This is a genomic window from Pseudomonas sp. SJZ077 (assembly GCF_007993905.1).
GTDB classification, from domain to species: domain Bacteria; phylum Pseudomonadota; class Gammaproteobacteria; order Pseudomonadales; family Pseudomonadaceae; genus Aquipseudomonas; species Aquipseudomonas mandelii.
This window is the reverse complement of sequence record NZ_VIUJ01000001.1, coordinates 252,262-275,405: the sequence shown is the minus strand read 5'-3', so window position 1 is coordinate 275,405 and position 23,144 is coordinate 252,262. Positions and strand designations below refer to the sequence as shown.

At 60.6% G+C, this 23,144-nt stretch carries 19 protein-coding genes; 17 read left to right on the top strand and 2 right to left on the bottom strand.

Features of this window, described 5'->3' with window-relative positions:
- Position 1: 1 nt before the first annotated feature.
- From FBY01_RS01510 to FBY01_RS01500, 3 genes are all read left to right on the top strand, one after another.
- Positions 2 to 439, top strand: coding sequence for a thioesterase family protein (locus FBY01_RS01510; RefSeq protein ID WP_010456048.1), 438 nt, complete (start codon positions 2 to 4; stop codon positions 437 to 439).
- A gap of 172 nt (positions 440 to 611) precedes the next feature.
- Positions 612 to 1,571 carry a tRNA-dihydrouridine synthase gene (locus tag FBY01_RS01505; protein ID WP_010456047.1) on the top strand — a complete coding sequence of 320 codons (960 nt, stop codon included), beginning with the start codon at positions 612 to 614 and terminating at the stop codon, positions 1,569 to 1,571.
- A gap of 132 nt (positions 1,572 to 1,703) precedes the next feature.
- Positions 1,704 to 2,147: an Hsp20 family protein gene (locus tag FBY01_RS01500; protein ID WP_010456046.1), complete on the top strand. Its 444-nt coding sequence runs from the start codon at positions 1,704 to 1,706 to the stop codon at positions 2,145 to 2,147.
- Between the two features lie 50 nt (positions 2,148 to 2,197).
- On the opposite strand, the gene FBY01_RS01495 is transcribed toward FBY01_RS01500, so the two are convergent.
- Positions 2,198 to 5,476: a PAS domain S-box protein gene (locus tag FBY01_RS01495; protein WP_077750381.1), complete on the bottom strand. Its 3,279-nt coding sequence runs from the start codon at positions 5,474 to 5,476 to the stop codon at positions 2,198 to 2,200.
- 66 nt (positions 5,477 to 5,542) lie between these two features.
- Complete coding sequence (locus FBY01_RS01490) at positions 5,543 to 6,433, bottom strand: LysR family transcriptional regulator (RefSeq protein WP_010456044.1); 891 nt, start codon at positions 6,431 to 6,433, stop codon at positions 5,543 to 5,545.
- 142 nt (positions 6,434 to 6,575) lie between these two features.
- On the opposite strand from FBY01_RS01490, the gene leuC reads away from it, so the two are divergent.
- The 14 genes from leuC (at position 6,576) to purF (ending at position 23,103) form a co-directional block, all read left to right on the top strand.
- Complete coding sequence (gene leuC / locus FBY01_RS01485; protein ID WP_010456043.1) at positions 6,576 to 7,994, top strand: 3-isopropylmalate dehydratase large subunit; 1,419 nt, start codon at positions 6,576 to 6,578, stop codon at positions 7,992 to 7,994.
- A gap of 11 nt (positions 7,995 to 8,005) precedes the next feature.
- Positions 8,006 to 8,650 carry a 3-isopropylmalate dehydratase small subunit gene (leuD, locus tag FBY01_RS01480; RefSeq protein ID WP_010456042.1) on the top strand — a complete coding sequence of 215 codons (645 nt, stop codon included), beginning with the start codon at positions 8,006 to 8,008 and terminating at the stop codon, positions 8,648 to 8,650.
- Positions 8,651 to 8,789: 139 nt separating this feature from the next.
- On the top strand, positions 8,790 to 9,557 hold the full coding sequence (locus tag FBY01_RS01475; RefSeq protein WP_145306026.1) for a class I SAM-dependent methyltransferase: 768 nt from the start codon (positions 8,790 to 8,792) through the stop codon (positions 9,555 to 9,557).
- A 51-nt stretch (positions 9,558 to 9,608) separates the two neighbouring features.
- Positions 9,609 to 10,691 carry a 3-isopropylmalate dehydrogenase gene (gene leuB / locus FBY01_RS01470; protein ID WP_077750383.1) on the top strand — a complete coding sequence of 361 codons (1,083 nt, stop codon included), beginning with the start codon at positions 9,609 to 9,611 and terminating at the stop codon, positions 10,689 to 10,691.
- A gap of 69 nt (positions 10,692 to 10,760) precedes the next feature.
- Positions 10,761 to 11,873 (top strand): aspartate-semialdehyde dehydrogenase, encoded by a 1,113-nt coding sequence (gene asd / locus FBY01_RS01465; protein WP_054052925.1) that lies wholly within the window; start codon positions 10,761 to 10,763, stop codon positions 11,871 to 11,873.
- 269 nt (positions 11,874 to 12,142) lie between these two features.
- Entirely contained in the window at positions 12,143 to 13,153 is a 1,011-nt protein-coding gene (locus tag FBY01_RS01460) for an aspartate-semialdehyde dehydrogenase (protein ID WP_145306028.1), read from the top strand.
- A 208-nt stretch (positions 13,154 to 13,361) separates the two neighbouring features.
- Positions 13,362 to 15,995 (top strand): FimV/HubP family polar landmark protein, encoded by a 2,634-nt coding sequence (locus FBY01_RS01455; RefSeq protein WP_145306030.1) that lies wholly within the window; start codon positions 13,362 to 13,364, stop codon positions 15,993 to 15,995.
- A gap of 310 nt (positions 15,996 to 16,305) precedes the next feature.
- On the top strand, positions 16,306 to 17,130 hold the full coding sequence (gene truA, locus FBY01_RS01450; RefSeq protein ID WP_010456035.1) for a tRNA pseudouridine(38-40) synthase TruA: 825 nt from the start codon (positions 16,306 to 16,308) through the stop codon (positions 17,128 to 17,130).
- Between the two features lie 63 nt (positions 17,131 to 17,193).
- Positions 17,194 to 17,817, top strand: coding sequence for a phosphoribosylanthranilate isomerase (locus FBY01_RS01445; RefSeq protein ID WP_010456034.1), 624 nt, complete (start codon positions 17,194 to 17,196; stop codon positions 17,815 to 17,817).
- 209 nt (positions 17,818 to 18,026) lie between these two features.
- Positions 18,027 to 18,947, top strand: a complete 921-nt coding sequence (gene accD / locus FBY01_RS01440) for an acetyl-CoA carboxylase, carboxyltransferase subunit beta (protein ID WP_010456031.1) — start codon at positions 18,027 to 18,029, stop codon at positions 18,945 to 18,947.
- Positions 18,944 to 20,251, top strand: coding sequence for a bifunctional tetrahydrofolate synthase/dihydrofolate synthase (folC, locus tag FBY01_RS01435; protein ID WP_145306032.1), 1,308 nt, complete (start codon positions 18,944 to 18,946; stop codon positions 20,249 to 20,251). Before accD ends, folC begins: the two co-directional genes overlap by 4 nt.
- Entirely contained in the window at positions 20,235 to 20,897 is a 663-nt protein-coding gene (locus FBY01_RS01430; protein ID WP_010456026.1) for an SPOR domain-containing protein, read from the top strand. The genes folC and FBY01_RS01430 overlap by 17 nt, the downstream gene beginning before the upstream one ends.
- A 98-nt stretch (positions 20,898 to 20,995) precedes the next feature.
- On the top strand, positions 20,996 to 21,556 hold the full coding sequence (locus tag FBY01_RS01425; protein WP_010456024.1) for a CvpA family protein: 561 nt from the start codon (positions 20,996 to 20,998) through the stop codon (positions 21,554 to 21,556).
- A 41-nt stretch (positions 21,557 to 21,597) separates the two neighbouring features.
- A complete protein-coding gene (purF, locus tag FBY01_RS01420) occupies positions 21,598 to 23,103 on the top strand; it encodes an amidophosphoribosyltransferase (RefSeq protein WP_010456022.1) in 1,506 nt (501 codons plus the stop codon).
- The last annotated feature ends 41 nt before the right edge of the window (positions 23,104 to 23,144 follow it).

The following is a 23,144-nucleotide window of genomic DNA, read 5'->3' as shown; positions in this document are numbered from 1 at the left end:
CATGGGCTGGGATCGGGCAACGCCATTTATCATTGATCTGGAAGTCGGCGCCGAGGACATCGACGGGCTGGGGCACGCGAACAACGCGGTGTACGTGACCTGGCTCGAACGCTGCGCCTGGCGTCACTCGCAGCGGCTGGGGCTGGACCTGGTCGAGTATCGTCGGCTGGATCGGGCGATGGCGGTGGTGCGGCACGAGATCGATTACCTGGCCGCCGCCTATGAGGGCGATGAGTTGCAATTGGCGACCTGGATTGTCGATTGGGATCAGCGCCTGAAAATGACCCGCCACTTCCAGTTGAAGCGCCCCAGCGATAACACCACGTTGCTGCGCGCGCAAACCACTTTCGTCTGCATCGAACTGTCCACCGGCAAGCCCAAGCGGATGCCGGCCGAGTTCATCGAAGGCTACGGCCCGGCGTTGCAAGTTCCAGGTTGACGCGATCCTGTGGCGAGGGCGCTTGCTCCCGCTGGAGCGCGAAGCGGTCCCTTGCAATGGAGAGTGCTACGCACTCTAACGGGAGCAAGCTCCCTCGCCACAGAGGCAGATGCAAGTCTTTCGACAGAGAATCCAGTAAACTGCCGCACGTTTTTCGTTGAGTGTGTTTTTCATGCAAATTGCTTTGGCGCCCATGGAGGGGTTGGTCGACAACATCCTGCGGGACGTGCTGACCCGTGTGGGCGGTATCGATTGGTGCGTGACCGAGTTTATTCGGATCAACGATCAACTGCTCACGCCCGCCTATTACCACAAGTTCGGCCCGGAATTATTGACCGGCGCCCGCACCGCGTCCGGCGTGCCGCTACGGGTGCAGTTGCTCGGTTCCGATCCGGTGTGTCTGGCTGAAAACGCCGCGCTGGCCTGCGAGCTGGGTTCCGAGGTGATCGACCTGAACTTCGGCTGCCCGGCCAAGACTGTCAACAAGTCCCGTGGCGGCGCCGTCCTGCTGAAAGAACCTGAACTGCTCAACCAAATCGTTGAACACGTCCGCCGCGCTGTGCCGGCGCACATTCCGGTTACCGCGAAAATGCGCCTGGGCTTCGACAGCCCGGACGGTTCGCTGGTCTGCGCAACAGCGCTGGCCGAAGGCGGCGCGGCGCACATCGTGGTGCACGCGCGGACCAAAACTGACGGTTACAAGCCGCCTGCGCATTGGGAATGGATCCCCCGCGTGCAGGACGTGGTCAAGGTTCCAGTGTTCGCCAATGGCGACATCTGGAGCGTTGAAGATTGGCGCCGTTGCCGCGAAATCAGCGGCGTGGAAGACATCATGCTCGGTCGCGGCCTGGTGTCGCGCCCGGACCTGGCCCGGCAAATCGCAGCGGCGCGGGCCGGTGAAGCCGTGGTCGAGATGACGTGGGCCGAGTTGCTGCCTCTGATCCAGGACTTCTGGCTGCAAGCCAAGGCGCAGATGACTGCCCGCCAGTCGCCGGGTCGCTTGAAGCAATGGCTGGCGATGTTGACCCGCAATTATCCTGAGGCGGTGGAGCTGTTTACCGTGTTGCGTCGAGAGACCGAACTGGATCAAGTCTCGCGTTTGTTGGGGCTACAGGTGTCGGAAGCGGCCTGAAAAAACGCAAAAAAAATCTGAAAATAATCTCTTGAAAAGCAATCGGAGATCCCTATGTAGGGATTACGCGATGCCGAATTCGGGTCGCGGAGACAAAAAAACTTGCTGATCTGTTTTCAGGAGATTTGAATCATGAGTACTGCATTTTCGATGGCACCCCTGTTCCGTTCCTCGGTGGGCTTCGACCGCTTCAATGACTTGTTCGAAACCGCCCTGCGCAACGAGCCAGGCAGCACCTACCCACCTTACAACGTTGAAAAGCACGGTGATGACCAATACCGCATCGTCGTGGCGGCCGCCGGGTTCCAGGAAGAAGACCTGGATCTGCAAGTGGAAAAAGGGGTGCTGACCATCAGTGGTGGCAAGCGTGACGCGAATGAAGACGTCACCTATCTGTACCAAGGCATCGCTCAGCGCGCCTTCAAACTGTCCTTCCGTCTGGCGGACCATATCGAAATCAAGGCTGCCGGCCTGAGCAACGGTTTGTTGAGCATCGACCTGTTGCGGGTGATACCGGAAGAGGCAAAAGCCAAACGCATCCCGATCAACGGGACGCAAAAACCCGCTCTGCAGTAACGAGTCAGAGCAATGAGAAGGGCGCCATTCGGCGCCCTTTTTTGTGCCCGTTATTTAAGGAGTTTCTGGAACTCCTCCACCGGCAGCGGCCGACTGTGCAAATACCCCTGATAAAAATGGCACCCCAGCCCCTGCAAAAATTCCAGCTGCTCCGCCGTTTCCACCCCTTCGGCGATCACTTTCAATTCCAGGCTGCGGGCCATGGCCACGATGGCGCGGATGATTTCGGCGTCGTTGGGGTCGGTGGTGGCATCGCGGATGAACGACTGATCGATTTTCAGCGTGTCGACCGGCAGGCGCTTGAGGTAGGTCAGCGAGGAGTAGCCGGTGCCGAAGTCGTCCATTGCAAAGCTCACGCCGAGTTTTTTCAGGCGGCGCATTTTGTTGATGGTGTCTTCCAGGTTCTGGATGACGATCCCTTCGGTGATTTCCAGTTTCAGCAACGAGCAGGGCAGGCCGTGGCTGCTGAGGCTGTATTCGATGCGTTCGACGAAGTCGTTTTGACGAAATTGCCTCGGGCTGATGTTCACGCACAGGCTGAAGCTGAGCGGGTTCACCAGGCCTTTGGCAACCAGCTTTTTGAAGGCCCCACAGGCTTCGTCGATGATCCACGTGCCCACTTCCAGAATCAGCCCGCTGTCCTCCAGCACCTTGATGAATTCGGTGGGCGATTGCGGGCCGAGTTCCGGGTGGTCCCAGCGCACCAGCGCTTCGGCGCCGACAATACGGTTGCCCCGAGCGTCGACCTGGGGTTGGTAATGCACATGAAACTCGCCCCGGGAAAGGGCCAGGCGCAAGTCGGTTTCCATGCGCAGGCGTTCACTGGCCGCCTTCTGCATGGTGTTGTGATACATCTGCGCCATGTTGCGGCCCGAGTCTTTGGCGCGGTAAAGCGCAATGTCGGCACGTTTGAGCAGGTCGGTCGGGGTCGAGCCGTGGTCGGGGATCAACGCGATGCCGATGCTCGGTGTCACTTGCAGGCGCTGGCCGTCGAGGAACATCGGCTCCGACAACAGTTCACGCAACGTGTCCGCCAACTCCCGAACCTGGGCGCTGACTTCATTGCGCGAGCCCTCAAGGCCGCTGAGCAGCACCACAAATTCATCGCCACCCAGGCGTGCCACGGTGTCTTCCATGCGCACGCTGGCTTCAAGCCGAGCCGTGATGATTTTCAGCACCGTGTCGCCCACCGGGTGACCCAGGGAATCGTTGATGTGCTTGAAATGATCGAGGTCCAGGAACAGCAGCGCACCGCGCAGGTTGTGGCGCTTGAGCAGGGCGATCTGCTGGCTCAGGCGATCCATCAACAGGGCGCGGTTCGGAAGGTTGGTCAGCGGGTCGTGGTAGGCCAGATGGCGAATCTGCGCTTCGGCATTTTTCAACAGGCTGACGTCTCGGCCAGTCAGCAACAGGCATGCGGTTTCGTTGAGGGTGATTGGCTCCACCGAGACTTCGACGGTCAGCAGTTCGCCGCGCTTATTGCGGCCCAGCATTTCCTGGTGATGCACACGGCCCTTAAGCTGCAACTCGGCCAGCAGCGCCGAGCGCTGTTTCTCTTCTGCCCAGATGCCGACTTGATACACCGTGCGGCCGACCACTTCGTCGGCGCGGTAACCGGTCAGGCGACAAAAACCATCGTTGACCTCCAGGTAGCGCCCGGTATCGCGTTCGGTGATGGTGATCGCGTCCGGGCTTGAGTGAAACGCCTTGGCAAACTTCTCTTCGCTCGCCTTGAGTGCCGCTTCGGAACGCTGTTGCTGGGTAATGTCGCGCAGGGTCGTGACGATGCACGGCTGGTCGCCCACGCTGATCTGCCGGCTGGAAATCACGCAGGTCAGGGCTTGCCCGTCTTTGTGTTGGGCGATGATCGCGACATTGTTCAGCCCCTGTTCGCGGATGACTTGTTCAATTCGTTGCAGGCTTTTCGCTGACGCGTCCCACAGGCCGATTTCGTCGGCCCTGCGGTCAATCACTTCGGCGGCGCTCCAGCCGAAGGTCTGGGTAAAGCTGGAGTTGATCTCGATGAACTGGCCAGTGTCCTGGCGCGTGACGCAGATCGGGTCCGGGCTGACTTGAAACAGCGTGGCGAATTTCTCTTCGGAGGCCACCAGCCGTTGTTCGCGCTCCACTTGATCGGTGATGTCCAGCAAGGTGCCGGCCATGCGCAGCGGTGCGCCGTTTTCATCGCGGTAGAGGCGGGCACGACTTTCCAGGTAGCGTGAACTGCCGTCCGGCAACTGCACGCGATAAGTCAGCTGATAATTGCCGGCCGGTCCCTCGCGCAGGCTGCGATAAGCGTCGCGCATGCTGCCGCGTTCTTCGTCGGGCACACCTTCGAAAAACGCGTCGAAGGACTCATGGAAGGGTATGGCCTCCAGCCCGTGCAACTGCGCGGCCCGCGCCGAGCCGTACAACATGCCGCTGGGAATGTGCCAGTCCCAGGTGCCGAGTTGCGCCGAATCCAGGGCCAGGTCGAGGCGTTCCTGGCTGTCTTTCAGCGCGAGTTCGGCGGCCTTGCGTTCCGTGGTATCGAGGAAAGTGCTCAGCAGGTAGGGCTGGCCTTCGAGTTCGACTTTCTGTGCGCTGAGGATGCCGTCGTGGATCTGGCCATTGCTGGCGCGAAACTGCACCTCCATGCTGGTCAGTTCGCCCTTGGCCTTGGTCGCCTTGACCAGCACGTCCCGTTGTTCCGGGTGCACCCAGAGGCCCAGTTCGACGGTGGTTCGGCCAATGGCGTCCTGCACCGGCCAGCCGAAGAGGCTTTCGAAATACTGATTGGCTTCGGTAATCAGGCCATCTTCCTGGCGGGTCAGCAGCACCATGTTCGGGCACAGGTGAAACAGCGTGGCAAAGCGTTTTTCCGAGCTGCTCAGGGCCTGTTCGCGCTGGCGCTGATGGGTGATTTCGCGAATGACCCCAATCATCCGTGGCCGACCGTCTTTGTCCGGCAGCAAGCTGCCGTTGATCTCCAGCCAGTGCAGGCTGCCGTCGGGCCAGCGGATGCGGTGGTGCATCGCCTGCTCCAGCGGGGCGCCGGCGATCACGGCATGAAAGGCGCGAATGGTTTTTGCCCGATCCTCCGGAGGCAGCAAGTCGAGGTATTCCAGATCGGTCGGCAACGGCTGTCGGGGATCGAAGCCGAACAACGCCTGGGTGCCCCGTGACCAGCTGATCTGTCCGCGCTCGATGTCCCAATACCAGGCGCCCAGGCGCGCGCCGTTGAGGGCGGCCAGCAACTGTGGTGCGCTTTCCCAGCTCTGCTCGGACCGTTTCGGGTCAAGCGCCTGTATACGTGGCATCGGCGGAATACGGTCAACAGATTTCGGCATTGGCAGGCCTTGGGCTGAATTGGGCGTTAGGCGCAGGGGTTCGCGGCTCTATGGCAGTAGCACACGTTAGCCTTGAATCCCTGGCAGATCGATTTGTGCATCCAGCAAGGCCATGAAGGCCCTTGCCGCATTCGACAGCGTCCGTTCGGTGTGCAGGATATAGCCTAGCTGGCGAGTCAGTTGTATGCCCGGCAAAGGTATTCGCGCAACTTGATCGTCGAGCATTGTTCGCGGCAAAACGCTCCAGGCCAGGCCGATCGAGACCATCATCTTGATGGTTTCCAGATAATTGGTGCTCATGGCGATGTTCGGCGTCAGTCCCTGAGCCTCGAAAAGGCGCTGGACAATGTGATGGGTGAACGTGTTGCCGCCGGGAAACACCGCCGGATGCAGGGCAATGTCCGCCAGGCTGACTGGGCCGTTGCTGATCAGCGAATGCTCCGGGGCGACCACGAAATCCAGGGGGTCGTCCCACACCGGCGTGGCTTTGACCAAGGTATGAGGTTCCGGGGCGAGGGTGATCACCGCCAGTTCCGCGCGGCCATGGAGGATTTCCTCGTAGGCCACTTCCGAATCGAGAAACTGAATATCCAGCGCCACTTGTGGGTAGCGTCGGGTGAACTCCCTTAATAAGGGCGGTAAGCGGTGCAAGCCAATGTGGTGACTGGTGGCCAGCGTCAGGCGCCCGGTCACTTCGCCGGTCAGGTTGGTCAGGGCGCGGCGGGTGTCGTCCAGCACATTGAGAATCTGATAGGCCCGCGGCAACAGGGCGCGACCGGCCTCGGTCAGGCCGACTTCACGACCCAGTCGATCGAAAAGCCGCACCTTCAATTGCTGCTCCAGCCCGGCGATGCGCTTGCTGATCGCCGGTTGCGTCAGGTGCAGCCGTTCTCCCGCGCCGGAGAAGCTTCCGGTCTCGGCAATGGCGATGAAAGCATTGAGATTAGCCAGGTCCATTGCGGTATTCCAGTTGGTTATCCAAAGCATGAAAAATATGAATTTGAGTTATTTAATGTAACCCCCTAGGATCGACCTCACAAGCCAAAGGGTTATACAAACGGCCCGGGGCATAGAAACAAGCTGATGAGGAAACCGTCTGATGGCCGGCAAAACGCTCTACGACAAGCTCTGGGATTCGCATTTGGTCAAGCAGCGCGACGATGGCTCTGCCTTGATCTACATTGATCGTCACATCATTCACGAAGTGACCTCGCCGCAAGCCTTTGAAGGCCTGCGTCTGGCCGGGCGCAAGCCTTGGCGCATCGATGCCAACATCGCGACCCCGGACCACAACGTACCGACCACCCCGGAACGCAAGGGCGGCATCGAAGCCATTGCCGACCAGGTCTCGCGTTTGCAGGTCCAGACCCTCGATGACAACTGTGACGAATACGGCATCGTCGAGTTCAAGATGAACGACGTGCGCCAAGGCATCGTCCACGTCATCGGCCCGGAACAGGGCGCAACCTTGCCGGGCATGACCGTTGTTTGCGGCGACTCCCACACCTCGACCCACGGCGCGTTTGGCGCGTTGGCTCACGGTATCGGCACGTCCGAGGTCGAGCACGTGCTCGCCACCCAGTGCCTGGTCGCCAAGAAAATGAAGAATATGCGGGTGTCGGTCGAAGGGAAATTGCCGTTCGGCGTGACCGCCAAGGACATCGTTCTCGCGGTCATTGGCAAGATCGGCACTGCCGGCGGTAACGGCCATGCCATCGAGTTCGCCGGTAGTGCGATTCGTGATCTGTCGGTCGAAGGCCGCATGACCATTTGCAACATGTCCATCGAGGCTGGCGCTCGCGTAGGACTGGTCGCCGCTGACGAAAAAACCGTCGCCTACGTGAAGGGCCGTCCATTCGCTCCGAAAGGCGCGGAATGGGACTTGGCCGTCGAAGCGTGGAAAGACCTGGTGACTGATGAAGACGCCACGTTCGACACCGTCGTCGAGCTCGACGCCACCCAGATCAAGCCACAAGTCAGCTGGGGCACTTCGCCTGAGATGGTGTTGGCCGTGGATCAGAACGTGCCGGACCCTGCGAAGGAAATGGACCTGGTCAAGCGCGGCTCCATCGAACGCGCCTTGAAATACATGGGTTTGACTGCCAATCAGGCAATTACCGACATTCAGCTGGACCGCGTGTTCATCGGTTCCTGCACCAACTCGCGGATCGAAGATTTGCGTGCTGCCGCCGTTATCGCCAAAGGTCGCAAAGTCGCTTCGACCATCAAGCAGGCCATCGTGGTGCCGGGCTCGGGTCTGGTGAAGGCCCAGGCTGAATCGGAAGGCCTGGACAAGATTTTCCTCGACGCCGGTTTCGAATGGCGTGAGCCGGGTTGCTCGATGTGCCTGGCGATGAACCCGGACCGTTTGGAGTCGGGCGAGCATTGCGCCTCGACCTCCAACCGCAATTTCGAAGGCCGTCAGGGCGCCGGTGGCCGTACCCACCTCGTGAGCCCGGCCATGGCCGCCGCCGCCGCGGTGAACGGTCGTTTCGTCGACGTCCGTGAATTGATCTAAAGGAGCGCAGCATGAAAGCTTTTACCCAGCACACTGGTCTTGTCGCGCCTCTGGATCGTGCCAACGTCGACACCGACCAGATCATCCCGAAGCAATTCTTGAAGTCGATCAAGCGCACGGGTTTCGGCCCAAACCTGTTCGATGAGTGGCGCTACCTGGATGTCGGGCAGCCTTATCAGGACAACTCCAAGCGCCCGTTGAACAAGGACTTCGTCCTCAACGCCGAGCGTTATCAAGGCGCCAGCGTGTTGCTGGCCCGCGAAAACTTCGGTTGCGGTTCCAGTCGTGAACATGCGCCGTGGGCGCTGGAGGAATACGGTTTCCGCAGCATCATCGCGCCGAGCTACGCCGACATCTTCTTCAACAACAGCTTCAAGAACGGCTTGCTGCCGATCATCTTGAGCGACGCTGAAGTGGATGAGCTGTTCCAGCAGGTGGAAGTGACCCCGGGTTATCAGTTGCAGGTCGATTTGCAGGCCCAGACCGTTACCCGTCCGGATGGCAAGGTGTTGAGCTTTGAAATTGACGCCTTCCGTAAGCATTGCCTGCTCAACGGTCTGGACGATATCGGTCTGACGTTGATGGACCATGAAGCGATTGCGACGTTTGAAGCCAAGCACCGGGCGAGCCAGCCTTGGTTGTTTCGCGACGCGTAAGTTTGCGTAAGGCGTGATGACGCCTTCGCGGGCAAGCCTCGCTCTTACGGCTGAAATACGTCTCCCTGTAGGAGCGAGGCTCGCCCGCGAAGAGGCCCGCCCAGACAACACAAGGCTAAACCCCAAAAGGAAGTCCCCCATGACCCGCACCGCCCAGCACAACCAGGTAGTCCAAAAGCAATTCGGTGAACAGGCCTCGGCCTATCTGAGCAGCGCCGTACACGCTCAAGGCACCGAATTTGCGCTGCTACAGGCCGAACTGGCCGGGCAGGGCGATGCTCGGGTGCTGGACCTGGGGTGTGGCGCTGGTCACGTCAGTTTTCACGTGGCGTCGCTGGTCAAGGAAGTGGTGGCCTACGATTTGTCCCAGCAGATGCTCGACGTGGTTACCGTCGCCGCTGTGGACCGTGGTTTGAGCAATGTGACCACGGTCAACGGTGCCGCCGAGCGCCTGCCGTTTGCCGATGGTGAGTTCGACTTCGTCTTCAGTCGTTACTCGGCGCACCATTGGAGCGACCTCGGCCTGGCCCTGCGCGAAGTCCGGCGGGTGCTGAAGCCGGGTGGGGTGGCGGCGTTCATCGACGTGTTGTCACCGGGCAGTCCGTTGTTTGACACTTACCTGCAAAGCGTCGAAGTGCTGCGCGACACCAGCCATGTGCGCGATTATTCCGCCGGCGAGTGGTTGCGTCAGGTCAGCGAAGCGGGGTTGCATACCCGTAGCACTGCGCGTCAACGGTTGCGGCTGGAGTACAACTCCTGGGTCGAACGCATGCGCACGCCAGAAGTGATGCGCGCGGCGATCCGCGAGTTGCAGCAGTCGATGGGCAATGAAGTGCGCGAATATTTTGAGATTGAGGCCGATGGTTCGTTCAGTACCGATGTGCTGGTGCTGATGGCCGAACGATAGAATTTTTCCGGGTGTGCTCAAGGGCGCACCGACTGATGACATGAGGAAAGCATGAGCAAGCAGATTCTGATTCTCCCAGGTGATGGTATTGGCCCGGAAATCATGGCCGAAGCGGTCAAGGTGCTGGAGCTGGCCAACGACAAGTACAGCCTGGGCTTCGAGCTGAGCCACGACCTGATCGGCGGCGCCGCCATCGACAAGCACGGCGTGCCATTGGCCGACGAAACCCTCGACCGTGCACGCGCAGCCGACGCTGTGCTGCTGGGCGCCGTGGGCGGCCCGAAATGGGACACCATCGAGCGTGACATCCGCCCTGAGCGCGGCCTGCTGAAGATTCGTGCGCAACTGGGCCTGTTTGGCAACCTGCGCCCGGCGATCCTCTACCCGCAACTGGCCGAGGCATCGAGCCTGAAGCCTGAAATCGTTTCGGGCCTGGACATCCTGATCGTCCGTGAACTGACCGGCGGCATCTATTTCGGCGCGCCACGCGGCACCCGCACCCTGGACAACGGCGAGCGTCAGGCTTACGACACGCTGCCGTACAGCGAAAGCGAAATCCGCCGCATCGCCCGTGTCGGTTTCGACATGGCCATGGTGCGCGGCAAGAAGCTGTGCTCGGTGGACAAGGCCAACGTGCTGGCTTCGAGCCAACTGTGGCGCGAAATCGTCGAGCAAGTGGCCAAGGATTACCCGGAAGTCGAACTGAGCCACATGTACGTCGACAACGCCGCCATGCAGCTGGTGCGTGCGCCGAAGCAATTCGACGTGATCGTTACCGAGAATATGTTCGGCGACATTCTGTCTGACCAGGCATCGATGCTCACCGGTTCCATCGGCATGCTGCCGTCGGCATCCCTGGATACCAACAACAAGGGCATGTACGAGCCTTGCCACGGTTCGGCGCCAGACATCGCTGGCAAAGGCATTGCCAACCCGTTGGCGACCATTCTGTCGGTGTCGATGATGCTGCGTTACAGCTTCAATCTGCAGGACGCGGCCGATGCCATCGAGAAAGCCGTCAGTCTGGTATTGGATCAGGGGCTGCGCACGGGCGACATCTGGTCGGCCGGTTGCACTAAAGTCGGTACGCAGGAAATGGGCGACGCAGTAGTCGCCGCGCTGCGGAATCTGTAATCTCTCGGGCCCGCTGCCACTTTCACTCTTGAAAGCAGCGGCCCACTTTTTAAAGAAGGTGTAGTTGCGATGAAACGTGTAGGTCTGATCGGTTGGCGCGGTATGGTCGGTTCCGTGCTCATGCAGCGGATGCTGGAAGAGCAGGATTTCGATCTTATTGAGCCGGTGTTTTTCACCACTTCCAATGTCGGTGGCCAAGGCCCGTCCGTGGGCAAGGACATTGCTCCGCTCAAGGACGCTTACAGCATTGAAGAGCTGAAAACCCTCGACGTGATTCTGACCTGCCAGGGTGGCGACTACACCAGCGAAGTATTCCCGAAGCTGCGCGAAGCCGGCTGGCAGGGTTACTGGATCGACGCTGCTTCCAGCCTGCGCATGCAGGATGACGCGGTGATCGTGCTGGACCCGGTGAACCGCAAGGTCATCGACCAGCAGCTCGACGCGGGCACCAAGAACTACATCGGCGGCAACTGCACCGTCAGCCTGATGCTGATGGGCCTGGGCGGCCTGTTCGAAGCCGGTCTGGTCGAGTGGATGAGCGCCATGACTTATCAGGCGGCCTCCGGTGCCGGCGCGCAGAACATGCGTGAACTGATCAAGCAAATGGGCGCGACCCACGCCGCTGTCGCCGATCAACTGGCCGACCCGGCCAGCGCCATCCTCGACATCGACCGCCGTGTGGCCGAAGCCATGCGCAGCGACGCGTACCCGACCGAAAACTTCGGCGTTCCGCTGGCCGGCAGCCTGATCCCGTGGATCGACAAGGAGCTGCCGAACGGTCAGAGCCGCGAAGAATGGAAGGCCCAGGCCGAGACCAACAAGATCCTCGGTCGCTTCAAGAGCCCGATCCCGGTGGATGGCATCTGCGTGCGCATCGGCGCCATGCGCTGCCACAGCCAGGCGCTGACCATCAAGCTGAACAAAGACGTGCCGATCGCCGACATCGAAGGGCTGATCAGCCAGCACAACCCTTGGGTCAAACTGGTGCCGAACAATCGCGAAGCCAGCATTCAGGAACTGAGCCCGACGAAAGTCACCGGCACCCTGAACGTGCCGGTTGGCCGTCTGCGCAAGCTGAACATGGGCACGCAGTACGTCGGCGCGTTTACCGTCGGCGACCAACTGCTGTGGGGCGCGGCCGAACCGCTGCGTCGCATGCTGCGGATCCTGCTTGAGCGTTGATCGATTGAAGTAATCAAAGAACCCGCGCCTTGAAAGAGGTGCGGGTTTTTTTTGGGACGGTATGTCGTCAGGAAGGGCCTCTTCGCGGGCAAGCCTCGCTCCTACAGGTATCGCGGTTGTTTCAAGATTTCGCGACCGAGACACAACCCGTAGAAGCGAGGCTTGCTCGCGAAGAAGCCGGCGCATACACCACAAAACCCCAGCCGAATTGCCTGCGCGCCACCCACCCGGTAAAGTGCCGCTCCCCCCGTTTCGCCAGAGGTAGAACCATGAGCCAGTCCTTTGATATTGCCGTGATCGGCGCCACCGGTACTGTCGGCGAAACGCTCGTGCAGATTCTCGAAGAACGCGACTTCCCGGTCGGCAACCTCCATTTGCTGGCCAGCAGCGAATCCGCCGGGCATTCGGTGCCGTTTCGCGGCAAGAACGTGCGGGTGCGTGAAGTCGACGAATTCGATTTCAGCAAGGTTCAGCTGGTGTTTTTCGCTGCCGGTCCGGCAGTGACCCTGAGTTTTGCCTCGCGCGCGACCGCTGCCGGTTGTTCGCTGATCGACCTGTCCGGCGCTCTGCCGACCAATCAGGCGCCGCAAGTGGTGCCGGAAGCCAACGCCGACGTCTTGGCCGGTTTGAAAAAGCCGTTCCAGGTCAGCAGTCCAAGCCCGTCGGCCACCACGCTGGCTGTGGTTTTGGCGCCGTTGCTCGGTTTGCTCGACCTGCAGCGCATCAACCTGACCGCCTGCCTGGCCGTTTCCGCCCAGGGGCGCGAAGCCGTGACCGAGCTGGCCCGGCAGACCGCCGAGCTTCTCAATGTGCGTCCGCTGGAGCCGACTTTCTTTGATCGGCAGATGGCTTTCAACCTGTTGGCTCAGGTCGGCAAGCCTGATGAGCAGGGTCATACGCTGCTGGAAAAACGCCTGGTGCGTGAGCTGCGTCAGGTCATGGCGCTGCCTTTATTAAAGATTTCTGTCACTTGCATTCAAGCCCCGGTGTTTTTTGGCGATAGCTTTAGCGTGACCTTGCAGTCAGCGAGCGCTGTGGACCTGGCGAAAGTCAACGCGGCGCTGGAAGACGCACCGGGTATCGAACTGGTGGAAGCCGGCGATTACCCGACGGCAGTAGGCGATGCAGTAGGGCAGGACGTGGTCTACGTTGGTCGGGTTCGCGCCGGAATCGACGACCCGTCGGAACTTAATTTGTGGCTGACGTCAGATAACGTGCGTAAAGGCGCTGCGCTCAATGCTGTGCAGGTGGCTGAATTGTTGATAAAAGACCTGCTGTAAAAGATACTTGGCAACAATTTTTCGAATGAGTCCAGTCGAGCGCTATGCTTGGCCGGATTGCTGATGGCGAGCCACTCTTCGGGGCTTTCCGGGGCATTTATGAAATGATCGCGCGTGACGACCCTTCGTCGCCGCGCGCAATGCCTTACGGCAGCGGCTATCAACACCTTCTCGCTGGCCGAGGAATGTTCAAACAAAGGATGAGGCTATGGTTCAAGTTCGCAAACTGGTGTTAGCAATAGCGGCCGCCTCGGCGCTGTCCTCCGGTATGGCGCATGCCCTCGGGCTCGGGGAATTGACCCTGAAGTCGACGCTGAACCAACCTCTGGTGGCGGAAATCGAGCTGCTCGACGTCAAGGACCTCACCGCCGCAGAAGTGGTGCCGAGCCTGGCGTCACCCGAAGATTTCGCCAAGGCCGGTGTCGATCGCCAGGCGTTTCTCAACGACCTGACCTTCACGCCCGTGCTCAATGCCAGCGGCAAAAGTATCCTGCGTGTAACGTCCAGCAAACCACTGTCCGAACCCATGGTGAAATTCCTGGTTCAGGTGATGTGGCCCAACGGTCGTTTGCTGCGCGATTACAGCGTGCTGCTCGATCCTTCCAAATTCTCCCCGCAGACCGCTGAAGCGGCTGCGCAGCCTGCGCCGACCGAAACGGTCACTGCGCCGGTGACCGGTGCCACCCAGCCGTCCCAATACACCACCACGCCGCGCGATACCCTGTGGGAAATCGCCGCGAAGGCGCGTAATGGCGGTTCGGTCCAGCAAACCATGCTGGCCATCCAGGCGCTGAACCCGGATGCCTTCATCGACGGCAACATCAACCGGCTGAAAACCGGTCAGGTGCTGCGCTTGCCGGATCAGGCGCAGAGCACCAGCCTGCCGCAACCCAAGGCAATCGCTGAAGTCGCTGCCCAGAACACTGCATGGCGCCAGGGTCGTCGTTATGTGGCGAAGCCCGGCACCGGGCAGCAGCAACTCGATGCCACCAAGCGTGGCCGCGCTGACGCAGCTCCATCGCAAACGGCGAAAGACAACCTGAGCCTGGTTTCTGCCGAAACCGGCAAGGGCAAAGGCGCTGCAGGTGATGCCAAAGCCTTGAACAACAAACTGGCGGTGACCCAGGAAAGCCTCGACACGACCCGTCGTGACAACGCTGAACTGAAAAGCCGCATGACCGATCTGCAAAGTCAGCTGGATAAGCTGCAGCGCCTGATCGAGTTGAAGAACAATCAACTGGCCAAGTTGCAGGCTGAAGGCGCAGCGGGAGCGTCGGCTTCAACTCCAGCGACGACCCCACCGGCAATGTCTGCTGAACTGGCCGCGAACCCTGCGGCAGCACCGACTGAAGTGGTTCCTGCTCCGGAAACGTCTGCGCCTGAGACTGCTCCTGCACCCGTGTCTGCCGAGCTGCCAATCGAGCCGACACCGGAAGCTTCCGACGAGCAGAAATTCAACGAACTGCTGACCAATCCGGTCCTGCTGGGTCTGGTAGGCGGTGGGGCGGTGGTTCTGCTGCTTCTGCTGCTGTTGCTGGCGCGTCGCCGCAAGGCGCAGCAAGAAGCCGAGAAACACCTGCGCATGGCGCGTGCCCTGGAAGAAGAGAGGGAGTTCTCTGCCGAGCAGGACCTGCCAGAAAGCAGCTTCGAAGGTTTGGAAGTTCCGCCGCCGAGCGTGAAACTCGCTACCGCGCCGATTCCAACGCCACCACCTGCGCCAGCGCCTGCTCCAGCTCCAGCTCCAGCTCCAGCCCCAGATGTAATGACGACGCCGATCGCCGCGCCGCTGGTGTCGCCAGCGGCCGAGCGCAATGACGACGTACTGACCAAGGCTCAGTCGCACATTGCCGCCGGTCGTCTGAACCAGGCCGCTGCGTTGCTCGAAGACGGCATCAAGCAAGAGCCACAGCGCAGCGACCTGCGTCTGAAACTGATGGAAGTCTACGGTCAGCAGGGCGATCGCGATGCATTTGTTGCCCAGGAGCGTCAGTTGGTCGCCAACGGTGACAACTTCGCCCAGGTCGAGCAGCTTAAAAGCCGCTTCCCGGCAATGGCTATCGCGGCTGCCGGTGGTCTTGCTGCCGCCGCCCTCGCTGCCGAGCTGGACGCGCAGTACGTCAAGGACCTGTTGCTGGACGAGCCGCAAGCACCGGCCGATGACCTGGACAGTGCCTTCGACCTGAGCCTGGATGACCTGGAAGCCGCGTCACCCGCAGTGGTCACGCCAGAGCCGGAAGCTGCGGCTGACCTTGACGAGTTTCCGCTTGACGATGACCTGAGCTTTGAATCGGTATTGAAGGAACAGACCGAAATCAAGGAAAACCTCGACGACCTGTCGGACTTCGATCTGGACATGGATCTGGGCGGTGATACATCGCCGGCCATGCTCGCTGAAGATGACTTCCTGCTGGATCTGGACGAAGGCGTGAAGGACCTGCCTGCGGAGCCTGTAAAACCTGAAGTGCCTCAGGACGATCTGGAGCTGCCGGCCGATTTCGACCTGTCGCTGGCTGATGAAATGGATACCGCCCCGGCCGAGCCTGAGGTCAAGGACGCCTTTGCCGCTGAGCTGGATGACGTCAACGCCGAGCTGGATCGTTTGTCCCAGAGCATGAGTGAGCCGACCTTTACTGCAGAAGACGCTATGGCTTCTGCGGCGGACGAGCCGGACTTCGACTTCCTCTCCGGCACCGATGAAGTCGCCACCAAACTCGATCTGGCCCAGGCCTACATCGACATGGGTGACAACGACGGCGCTCGGGACATCCTCAATGAGGTTGTGGCCGAGGGGAATGCTGGCCAGAAGAGCGAGGCCAAGGAGATGCTTTCGCATCTGGCTTGAGTGATCGGTAGGCAATAAACAGAACGGCAGCCCATTGAGGCTGCCGTTTTTGTTTCAGTGGTGGTCCGACGGCGTCTGTCAGGCCGGCATCGCGAGCAGGTTCGCTCCCACAAGGTTTTGTGGCGGTCACATAACCTGAGAACACCCCCGAAACACTGTGGGGGCGGGCTTGCCCGCGAAAGGGCTGCAACATTCAATATCGTACTTTCTGTTGTGCTGGTATCCCCGCCGGACAGCTTTATAATGCCCGCCTTTGCGCACATCAGCAGGCTGTGACTCCTTGGCAAATATAGATAACCCGGCTGCCGAAATGGCGGCCGACGGCTTTTTCCGGATCGCGTTGGGCGTTGAATACAAAGGCTCGCGTTATCGCGGCTGGCAGCGCCAGGCCTCCGGTGTGCTCACTGTGCAGGAAACCCTCGAAAAGGCCTTGTCCAAAGTCGCCGACTCACCGGTGTCGCTGCTCTGCGCCGGGCGCACTGACGCGGGCGTGCATGCGTGCGGCCAAGTGGTGCATTTCGATACGCAGGTCGAGCGTTCGATGAAGGCCTGGGTCATGGGCGCCAACATCAACTTGCCCCACGACGTCAGTGTCAGCTGGGCCAAGGTCATGCCGGCGCATTTTCATGCGCGCTTCAAGGCCATCGCCCGCCGTTATCGGTATGTGATCTACAACGATCAGATCCGCCCGGCGCACCTCAACGAAGAAATCACCTGGAACCACCGTCCGCTCGATGTCGAGCGCATGGCCGAGGCCGCCCAGTACCTGGTCGGTACCCATGATTTCAGCGCATTCCGCGCCGGTCAGTGCCAGGCCAAATCGCCGATCAAGGAACTGCATCACCTGCGTGTCACGCGCCACGGCAAGATGATCGTCCTGGATATCCGCGCCAGCGCCTTCCTGCACCACATGGTGCGCAACATCGCCGGTGTCTTGATGACCATCGGTGCCGGCGAGCGGCCGGTGGAGTGGATGAAGGAAGTGCTGGAGAGCCGGATCCGTCGTTCTGGCGGGGTGACGGCGCATCCGTTTGGCCTGTATCTGGTACAGGTCGAGTATCGCGACGAGTTCCAATTGCCTGAGCGTTACATCGGCCCACACTTCCTCACCGGCTTCTCTGAACTTGACGGCTGACGCCCTCGAACGCATTTGTTACCATCCGGGACTTTCTCGGATTTGCCCTGAGGTTTTATCGACATGTCAGCCGTTCGCAGCAAGATTTGTGGGATTACCCGCATAGAAGATGCGTTGGCGGCGGTCGAGGCCGGGGCGGATGCCATCGGGTTTGTGTTTTACGCCAAGAGTCCGCGGGCCGTCACGTTCCAGCAGGCGCGCGACATTATCAAGTTGCTGCCGCCGTTCGTGACCACCGTGGGGTTGTTCGTCAACAGCAGCCGCTGCGAGTTGGGCGAGCTGCTCGACGCCGTACCGCTGGACCTGTTGCAGTTCCATGGCGACGAAACCGCAGCCGAATGTGAAGGCTGGCACCGCCCGTACATTAAGGCGTTGCGGGTCAAGGCCGGCGACGACATCGCGGCGGCCTGCGATGCGTTTCCAAGTGCCAGCGGTATCCTGCTTGATGCCTATGTCGAAGGTGTTCCCGGTGGAACCGGTGAGGCGTTCGACTGGTCTCTGATACCGCAGGGCTTGAGCAAGCCGATCATCCTCGCTGGTGGCCTGACGCCGGATAACGTGGCTGAGGCAATCGCCCGGGTCCGGCCTTATGCGGTGGACGTCAGCGGCGGGGTAGAAGCGAGCAAGGGCATCAAGGATCACGCAAAGATTCAGGCATTCATCAAGGCGGTACGTAGTAGCACGTAGTTGATGTGACGGCTGGCAGACTGCCGCCGTCCCAAAATGCACTGCGCTGCACAAAGCAGGCACGGCTGAGGATTTTTGGATTGTACGCAGGTCACGTTTCGCTGACCCGGCCATCCACCGATCATCGCCACACACATGAATTTAGCTCAAGGGCATACGCGGGGCTGCGAACCAGAGCGTTCGGGCCGCCGGTACTGGAGAAAGAAAGCATGAGCAACTGGTTAGTAGACAAACTGATCCCTTCGATCATGCGTTCCGAGGTCAAGAAGAGCTCGGTGCCTGAAGGTCTGTGGCACAAATGCCCGTCTTGCGAGGCTGTGCTGTATCGTCCGGAGCTGGAAAAGACCCTGGACGTTTGCCCCAAGTGCAACCACCACATGCGTATCGGCGCCCGCGCGCGCATCGACATCTTCCTCGACGCCGAAGGCCGTGCAGAATTGGGCGCGGACCTGGAGCCGGTTGACCGTCTGAAATTCCGCGATGGCAAGAAGTACAAGGACCGCCTGACCGCTGCGCAAAAGCAGACCGGCGAGAAAGACGCACTGATCTCCATGAGCGGCACCCTGCTGGGCATGCCGGTGGTGGTTTCGGCCTTCGAGTTCTCCTTCATGGGGGGGTCGATGGGCGCCATCGTGGGTGAGCGTTTTGTCCGCGCTGCCAACTACGCGCTGGAAAACCGTTGCCCGATGATCTGTTTCGCCGCTTCCGGTGGTGCGCGGATGCAGGAAGCCCTGATCTCCCTGATGCAAATGGCCAAGACCTCTGCGGTCCTGGCGCGTCTGCGTGAAGAAGGCATTCCGTTCATCTCCGTGCTGACCGATCCGGTCTACGGCGGCGTTTCGGCCAGTCTGGCGATGCTGGGCGACGTGATTGTCGGTGAGCCGAAAGCCCTGATCGGCTTCGCCGGTCCACGCGTGATCGAACAGACCGTGCGTGAAAAACTGCCGGAAGGTTTCCAGCGCAGCGAGTTCCTGCTGGAGCACGGTGCAATCGACATGATCATTCACCGTCAGGAACTGCGTCCGCGCCTGGGCAACCTGCTGGCACAAATGATGGGCCTGCCGACGCCAAAATTCGTTGCCGCACCCATTGAGCCGATCGTGGTTCCACCGGTACCTGCCAACCTATGACCGAACGTACCCTTGGCGAGTGGCTCGCCTACCTAGAGCAGTTGCACCCTTCGGCCATCGACATGGGTCTGGAGCGCTCGCAACAGGTAGCGTCCCGCATGGGACTGGGCAAGCCGGCGCCTCGGGTGATCACGGTCACCGGCACCAATGGCAAGGGGTCCACCTGTGCATTCGTGGCCTCGTTGCTGCGGGCTCAAGGCCTGAGCGTTGGTGTCTACAATTCTCCGCACCTGCTGCGTTACAACGAGCGGGTGCAGGTCAACGGCGTCGAAGCGACGGACGCCGAGTTGTGCGAAGCCTTTGCTGCGGTCGAGGCGGGCCGTGGCGACACTTCCCTGACGTACTTCGAGATGGGCACCCTGGCGGCGTTCTGGCTGTTTCAACAGGCAGGGCTTGATGCCGTGGTGCTGGAAGTCGGCTTGGGCGGGCGTCTGGACACGGTCAACGTGGTCGATGCCGACATGGCGCTGGTCACCAGTATTGGCGTCGACCACGCCGATTACCTGGGCGATACCCGCGAATCCGTGGCTTTTGAGAAAGCCGGCATCTTCCGCCAGGGCGCGCCTGCGCTCTGTGGTGACCTGAATCCTCCGCAACCTCTGCTGGATAAAGCCCGCGAGCTCAATTGCCCGTTTTTCCTGCGTGGGCGCGATTTCGACCTCGGTGTGACCGATCACAATTGGCAATGGCGCGGTCTTGACGCTCAAGGGCGAGTGGTCGAGTTGCATGATCTGCCGTTGCTCGATCTGCCGATGGAAAACGCCGCACTGGCCTTGCAGGCTTACCTGTTGCTCGGTTTGCCGTGGGTAGATTCGCAAGTAATCAATGCGCTGACAGCGACGCGGGTGGCAGGTCGTCTTGACCGCCGTCAAATCGACTGGCAGGGCAAGCGTCTGAACCTGTTGCTGGATGTGGGGCATAACCCGCATGCGGCCGAGTATCTGGCGCGCCGTCTGGCCGTTCGTCCGCCGGTCGGCAAGCGTCTGGCGGTGTTTGGCTTGTTGGCGGACAAGGATCTGGATGGTGTTGTCAGTGAATTGAATGCTAGTGTCCAGCAATGGGCTGTCGCGCCGCTGGATTCGCCGCGTGCGCGCCCGGTGGCCGATTTGCAGGCGGCGTTGCAGAACCTTGGCGCTGCGGTAACGTCTTATGACAGTGTGGCCGCCGCCCTGGAAGGGCAGTGCGCACTGGCAACGAGCGACGACGAGATTCTGTTGTTCGGATCATTTTATTGTGTCGCCGAGGCCCTCGAATGGCTGGCCCGGCGCTCCACGGAGGAAGCGGCAAATGGCATTGCTGGATAAGGCATACAAACAGCGCATGGTTGGCGCCCTGGTTCTGGTGGCGCTGGCGGTTATTTTTCTGCCGATGCTGTTTTCCCGCCAGGATGAGCAGCGTCAAGTGACGGTCGAAGCCCCGGCTGCGCCGCAAGCACCCTCGGTGCCGCCAGTGCAGGTCGAGCCAGTGGTGGTGCCCGAGCCACAAGCGCTGCCTCAGGAGCCTGTGCCAAGCGATGACGAGATCGCTCAGCAAGAAGCCCCCGTGGCGCCGATCACCCCGAGTGCGCCAGCCGCGGCTGCGCCTGCTACCAAACCGGTCGCTCCCGCGCCTGTGGTCAAGCCTGCTGCGCCGACCACGCCGCCTGCCCAGCCGATTACGGCCGCGCCGGGCAAGCCAGACACGACTCAAAGCCGCGTCGATGCCAATGGCCTGTCGGTCAGCTGGTCGGTGCAACTGGCCAGTCTGTCGAGCCGTGCAAGCGCAGAAAGTTTGCAAAAAGACCTGCGCAGTCAGGGCTATAACGCCTATATCCGCACGGCCGATGGCAAGAATCGGGTGTTTGTCGGGCCGCTGATCGAGCGCGCCGAAGCGGATCGCCTGCGCGACTTGTTGGGCCGCCAGAAGAACCTCAAGGGGTTTGTGGTGCGTTTCCAGCCTGAGCGCAACTAAAACTATCGCCCCGATTTGAAATGCACTGACAATCGCAGCTTACCGATAGCCATGCGCTCTGCTAAAATGCGCCGCCTTATCCGTCTGTAGGCTGCACTGTGCCATTTACCTGGGTTGACTGGGCGATCGTTGCAATCGTCGCCATCTCCGCATTGATCAGTCTGAGCCGCGGCTTCGTCAAAGAAGCATTATCGCTGGTGACCTGGATCATCGCAGGAGTCGTCGCCTGGATGTTCGGTGGTGCATTGTCCGAGCACCTCGCCGGATACATCGAAACGCCATCAGCTCGTGTGATCACGGGCTGCGCCATCATGTTTATCGCCACGTTAATCGTAGGCGCAATGATCAATTATCTTATCGGCGAGTTGGTACGCGTCACCGGGCTATCCGGGACCGATCGATTCCTCGGCATGGCCTTCGGCGCCGCGCGTGGCGTGTTGCTGGTGGTCGTGGCGGTCGGGCTGTTGAGCCTGGGGCCGGTACAGCAGGACGGGTGGTGGCAACAGTCACAGCTCGTGCCAAAATTTCTATTGGTCGCAGACTGGTCCAAAAACCTGATCCTCGGGTGGAGCAGTCAGTGGCTTGCCAGCGGTATCAGCGTACCCGCTGAGATACCGTTCAAGGAGCACCTCTTGCCGACGGCCAAAACGCCTCAGTGAGTTGTGTTCAGTTCAGATCCATTAAGTAGGGGTTGCGTCGCATGTGTGGCATCGTCGGTATCGTCGGTAAGTCGAACGTCAATCAGGCGCTGTATGACGCGCTAACCGTCCTCCAGCACCGCGGCCAGGACGCTGCCGGTATCGTGACCAGCCATGACGGCCGGTTATTCCTGCGCAAGGACAATGGCCTGGTGCGTGACGTGTTCCATCAGCGTCACATGCAGCGCCTGGTCGGTCACATGGGCATTGGCCATGTGCGTTACCCGACCGCGGGCAGCTCGACCTCGGCCGAAGCTCAACCGTTTTACGTCAACTCGCCTTACGGCATCACCCTGGCGCACAACGGTAACCTGACCAACGTTGAACAGCTGGCCAAGGAGATTTACGAATCTGACCTGCGCCACGTCAACACCAACTCCGATTCGGAAGTGCTGCTCAACGTGTTCGCGCACGAACTGGCCCAGCGCGGCAAGTTGCAGCCTACCGAAGAAGACGTATTCGCCGCTGTAACCGACGTGCATAACCGTTGCGTCGGTGGTTATGCGGTCGTGGCAATGGTGACCGGTTACGGCATCGTCGGTTTCCGCGACCCGCACGGCATCCGCCCGATCGTCTTCGGTCAGCGTCACACCGACGAAGGCGTCGAGTACATGATCGCCTCCGAAAGCGTCTCCCTGGACGTGCTCGGCTTCACCCTTATTCGCGACCTGGCACCAGGCGAAGCGGTCTACATCACTGAAGATGGCAAGCTGCACACCCGTCAGTGCGCGACCAACCCGTCCCTGACCCCGTGCATCTTCGAACACGTCTACCTGGCGCGTCCGGACTCGATCATCGACGGCGTGTCGGTGTACAAGGCCCGTCTGCGCATGGGCGAGAAGCTCGCCGAGAAGATCCTGCGCGAACGTCCTGAACACGACATCGACGTGGTCATCCCGATCCCGGACACCAGCCGCACTGCGGCCCTGGAGCTGGCGAACCACCTGGGCGTCAAGTTCCGCGAAGGCTTCGTGAAAAACCGCTACATCGGCCGTACCTTCATCATGCCGGGCCAGGCCGCACGGAAAAAATCCGTACGCCAGAAGCTCAACGCCATCGAACTGGAATTCCGCGGCAAGAACGTGATGCTGGTGGACGACTCGATCGTTCGTGGCACCACGTGCAAGCAGATCATCCAGATGGCCCGTGAAGCCGGCGCGAAAAACGTCTACTTCTGCTCCGCAGCACCGGCCGTTCGCTACCCGAACGTCTACGGTATCGACATGCCGAGCGCTCACGAGCTGATCGCCCACAATCGTTCGACCCAGGACGTTGCCGACCTGATCGGCGCCGACTGGCTGATCTATCAGGACTTGCCTGACTTGATCGAAGCGGTCGGTGGCGGCAAGATCAAGATCGAGAAGTTCGATTGTGCGGTGTTCGACGGCCAGTACGTCACCGGTGACGTCGACGAGGCTTACCTGAACAAGATCGAGCAGGCACGTAACGATGCCTCCAAGGTCAAGACACAGGCCGTCAGCGCGATCATTGATCTGTACAACAACTGAGTAACTACCGGCCCTGAGGGGCCGGTTTTGTATCTACTGAT

What these genes read in the sequence shown, in the direction of transcription:
- FBY01_RS01510 (WP_010456048.1), top strand. Translation starts at nt 2, where the DNA reads ATGGGCTGGGATCGGGCAACGCCATTTATCATTGATCTGGAAGTCGGC.
- FBY01_RS01505 (WP_010456047.1), top strand. Translation starts at nt 612, where the DNA reads ATGCAAATTGCTTTGGCGCCCATGGAGGGGTTGGTCGACAACATCCTG.
- FBY01_RS01500 (WP_010456046.1), top strand. Translation starts at nt 1,704, where the DNA reads ATGAGTACTGCATTTTCGATGGCACCCCTGTTCCGTTCCTCGGTGGGC.
- FBY01_RS01495 (WP_077750381.1), bottom strand. Translation starts at nt 5,476, where the DNA reads ATGCCGAAATCTGTTGACCGTATTCCGCCGATGCCACGTATACAGGCG.
- FBY01_RS01490 (WP_010456044.1), bottom strand. Translation starts at nt 6,433, where the DNA reads ATGGACCTGGCTAATCTCAATGCTTTCATCGCCATTGCCGAGACCGGA.
- leuC (WP_010456043.1), top strand. Translation starts at nt 6,576, where the DNA reads ATGGCCGGCAAAACGCTCTACGACAAGCTCTGGGATTCGCATTTGGTC.
- leuD (WP_010456042.1), top strand. Translation starts at nt 8,006, where the DNA reads ATGAAAGCTTTTACCCAGCACACTGGTCTTGTCGCGCCTCTGGATCGT.
- FBY01_RS01475 (WP_145306026.1), top strand. Translation starts at nt 8,790, where the DNA reads ATGACCCGCACCGCCCAGCACAACCAGGTAGTCCAAAAGCAATTCGGT.
- leuB (WP_077750383.1), top strand. Translation starts at nt 9,609, where the DNA reads ATGAGCAAGCAGATTCTGATTCTCCCAGGTGATGGTATTGGCCCGGAA.
- asd (WP_054052925.1), top strand. Translation starts at nt 10,761, where the DNA reads ATGAAACGTGTAGGTCTGATCGGTTGGCGCGGTATGGTCGGTTCCGTG.
- FBY01_RS01460 (WP_145306028.1), top strand. Translation starts at nt 12,143, where the DNA reads ATGAGCCAGTCCTTTGATATTGCCGTGATCGGCGCCACCGGTACTGTC.
- FBY01_RS01455 (WP_145306030.1), top strand. Translation starts at nt 13,362, where the DNA reads ATGGTTCAAGTTCGCAAACTGGTGTTAGCAATAGCGGCCGCCTCGGCG.
- truA (WP_010456035.1), top strand. Translation starts at nt 16,306, where the DNA reads ATGGCGGCCGACGGCTTTTTCCGGATCGCGTTGGGCGTTGAATACAAA.
- FBY01_RS01445 (WP_010456034.1), top strand. Translation starts at nt 17,194, where the DNA reads ATGTCAGCCGTTCGCAGCAAGATTTGTGGGATTACCCGCATAGAAGAT.
- accD (WP_010456031.1), top strand. Translation starts at nt 18,027, where the DNA reads ATGAGCAACTGGTTAGTAGACAAACTGATCCCTTCGATCATGCGTTCC.
- folC (WP_145306032.1), top strand. Translation starts at nt 18,944, where the DNA reads ATGACCGAACGTACCCTTGGCGAGTGGCTCGCCTACCTAGAGCAGTTG.
- FBY01_RS01430 (WP_010456026.1), top strand. Translation starts at nt 20,235, where the DNA reads ATGGCATTGCTGGATAAGGCATACAAACAGCGCATGGTTGGCGCCCTG.
- purF (WP_010456022.1), top strand. Translation starts at nt 21,598, where the DNA reads ATGTGTGGCATCGTCGGTATCGTCGGTAAGTCGAACGTCAATCAGGCG.